Annotated in this window: 1 protein-coding gene; it reads right to left on the bottom strand. The window is 66.7% G+C overall.

The genetic code is table 11. The features are described 5' to 3' along the window. A partial coding sequence (locus tag VLF18_RS09805) for a S8 family serine peptidase (RefSeq protein WP_325279443.1) occupies positions 1–2946 on the bottom strand: 2946 nt, incomplete at its 3' end. Between the last annotated feature and the right edge of the window lie 477 nt (positions 2947–3423).

Here is a 3423-nt window from a genome sequence, read left to right as displayed (position 1 = left end):
GTAGATCAGGTTGTCGGCATTGTCCGCGTATTCCGTGCTGCCGATGCCGCTCGCACCGACCGCCGTCATGCCGAAGATCGGGCTCGTGCCGCCGGTATTGCCGGCCGCGTCGATGGCTTGCACGCGATAGAAATACGGCGTGCTCGGATTCGGCGTCGTGTCGTCGTAGCTGGCGCTCGGATGCGCAGCCGCGAGCACCGTCGGTGCGGCGAACGCGAGGGTCGTGTCGCGCTCGATCTTGTAGCCCAGCGGCGCAGCGGGGCAGGCGCTCGTGCCGGCGTCCCAGCTCAGCGCGACATGGCAGTTCGCGCCTTCGGTATTGGAAATACCCACGCTGCCCGGATCGAACGTCGGCTGCAGCGTGCAGGCCGCGGTCGAGGTCACGTCGAAGCAGTTCGACACGTCGCCTTCGACGTCGCCCGCGACGCCGCGGATCGTGTAGCCGTACTGGTAGCCGCCCTGTGCCGTCGTGTCGACGAGCGGGCTCGCCGCTCCGGTGCCGACGAGATGGAAATCGCCCGCCGCGGAGTTCGCGCACGACTGGTTCGACCGATAGAGCTGATAGCTCTGCGCGCCGCCGGCGCCGGTGAAGCTCACCTGCGTGGAATTGCCGACCGTGCTCGCCGTCGTGATCGTCGGTGCCGGATGCGCCGCGCCCGCGGGCAGGCCGAAGCTGCCGCTGACCGCGAGACCGTAGCCCTGCAGTGCGGAATTCGCGCTGCCGTCGCCCGGCACGTTCGTGCCTTTCACGCGGATCGTGTAGGTGCCGGCGACCGGTGCGGTCAGCAGCACCTGTTCGACGTTGTTGCGGACGTCCGCGGTACCGCCCGTGGCCGACGCGCCGCCGGTCAGCACGTTGCCGAGGTAGGTTCCGTTCGGCGCGACGACTTCCAGATCGAGATTGTTGACGAGCGCGATCGCGGCACCCGGATTGCCCGGCACGTCATACCAGGCCAGCGTCGCGCGCAGCGGCTGTCCGGCAGCCACGTTGTTGATCGTGTAGGTGTGCGTCTCGGCGGTCTTGATACCCGACAGCTGGGTGCGCTCGAACACGCGCAGGCGCCGCGTGTCGTCGCCGCCGGTCAGCGTGCTGGCGAAGAACAGATTGCCGTCGAGCCACATGCGGCCCCAGCCGAAGTTGTTGCCGCCGAAGTTGGTCGTCAGCGTGTTCGTGCCGTTCAGCAGCACGGCCTTCATGACCGCGCCGGTCGGGTTGTACGCATCGGCCGCCGTCTTCGCGCCGCGCGGATACCAGCCGTCGGCGAAGAACTGGCGCATCAGCGCAGCACCGCCGGAAATGGTCGGCGCCGACATCGACGTGCCCGACAGCGACTTCGTGACCGGCGCTTCCGCCGCACCGCCCGAGCTGGCATCGCCTGACGCGGAAATCGTGCTGCTGCCCGGCGCCATGATGTCCGGCTTCACCCGGCCGTCGTCGGTCGGGCCGCGGCTGCTGAAGCTCGCGATCGTGATCGCGCCGGCATGGCCGAGCGCGCCGACGGTCATCGCGTTCTTGGCGTTGCCCGGCGTGCCGACCGAGCCCACGGTCGGACCGCTGTTGCCGGCGGAAACCACGAACAGCAGCCCTTCGTTGTCGCGCAGGCCGCGGTCGGCGAGCACGTCGTTGGCCGAATAGGCGCTGCCGGTCGGCGCGCCCCAGCTCGCGTTGTGAATGAACGCATTGCTGCGCGTTGCCTGCGTGAACATGTCGTTGATCGGCCCGCCGGCGAGGCAGCCGGAGGTGTCGTTGCCGATGTCCTGCACGAGCAGCTGCGCGTTCGGCGCCATGCCGTCGGCGAGTTCGTGGTTCAGCGTCGTCGGTGTCGAGGCGAGGTAGGTCGTCGGCGAGAACGTGCCGGCCGCGTCGCCAGCGACGGTGCCCGAGGTGTGCGTGCCGTGGAAGCTCGTCGGCGACGACGACGGCGTGCACTGGGCGTTGTTGTCGCCGAACGTCGCGCCCGGCTGCACGTAGTAGTTGACGATCTTGTTCGACGCGTTCGGCGTCGTCACGGCCGGCGGAACCGGCGACTCGCCGACCGCGATGGCCGTGACCGGGCCGCCGCCCTTGTCCAGCGTCGTGAACCAGGCTTCGTTCGCGTCGGTGCCCGAATCGGAAATCGAAACGATCTGGCCCGAGCCGAAAATGCTGTGGTCGAAGAACGGGCTCGGCGTCGTCGGCGCGCCGCTGCCGGCGCCGGCCGTGCTCGTGTTGTTACCCTGGATCGCACCGATCGCCGCAGAGTTGTTCGCGAAAGGCTGGGCGTAGTAGCCGACGAAGGACACGCCTTCGAGCGCCGTGGCGGCTTCGACGAGGCGCGCAAGCTTGGTTGCCGGAACATTCACGCGCACGTTCGGCAGGTTCGGGTTTTCGCCGACGACCGTGACCGATGCGCCGGCCAGCTTGGTCAGCGCTTCGCCGATCTGACGCGCGGACTGGCCTGCGAAGCCGAACACCTGGATGTCGTAGCCGCCGGCCGGCGATTCCGCCAGCGCGCCGCGATTGAGGTCATACAGCGTCGGCTCGAGCTTCATGCCGGGCTGGAAGTAGCCGGCCCAGCGCCCGCTGGCGCGGCTCTGCAGGACAGCCAGATCGCGGCTGTCGCCGAGGTCGACGATGTATGCGTAGTTCGGCACGTAGGCGACGATCGTGTAGCCCAGCTTCTCCAGGCGCTCGCGCGCCTGGTGGTCGTTCTGGGCGAACTGGATCAGCGCAAAGCGGCTGCTCGCCACGTCGGCGGCGGCACCCGTGCGGCTGTAGTCGACGCGCTGCACGGTCGGATCGATGAGACCGGAGCGGAGAAGCAGCAGATGGCCGTTGGCGAGCGTCGCGTCGGTCAAGGCGTCCGGCGTCGAGACCTGGGGCGGCACGGACTGCAACGTGGCGGCAAAAGCGAACTGCGAAGCGACCGCGAGCGAAATCGCCGCGGCGAGGCGTAGACGAGTCATGGCAAAAATTCCCTGCAAAAAATACGGAAGTTGCGTTTCCCCGGAGGGGAACGTCGTGCAAACGGAATTTCGCCACGGGCGTCGACGGCCGCGGTGGTAGCCGCAGCCGTCATGCCTGTTTTTACGGCGCGATTCAGAAGGCATTCCGATGGTAGGTGCCGGTCAAAATGAATCGCAATACGAACGGAGACGTAGGTCAGTAGGTGCTATATGCACCATCATTCCCTAATTCGAGCTAAGTCCAAAGGCTGAAATTTATCTATTCTTGTCAGTCTTTGGGTGGGCGTCTGGCGGCGGATGTCATCAAGTCGCCGTGTCATTCACTTTTTCACACGTCAGAGCTGGCCCCGGAAATCTGAACAGCCCGATAAGTGGAAAGTCTGCTCCCAGGGGCGATGATATGCCCCGTTCAGAAGGAGCTAACGATGAGCAAGCGACCACGCCGGAACCACTCGCCGGCGTTCAAGGCCAAAGTGG

Source organism: Tahibacter sp., assembly GCF_035481375.1.
GTDB lineage: Bacteria > Pseudomonadota > Gammaproteobacteria > Xanthomonadales > Rhodanobacteraceae > Tahibacter.
The sequence above is the reverse complement of the archived record's forward strand: the minus strand, read 5'-3'. Positions and strand labels throughout refer to the sequence as shown.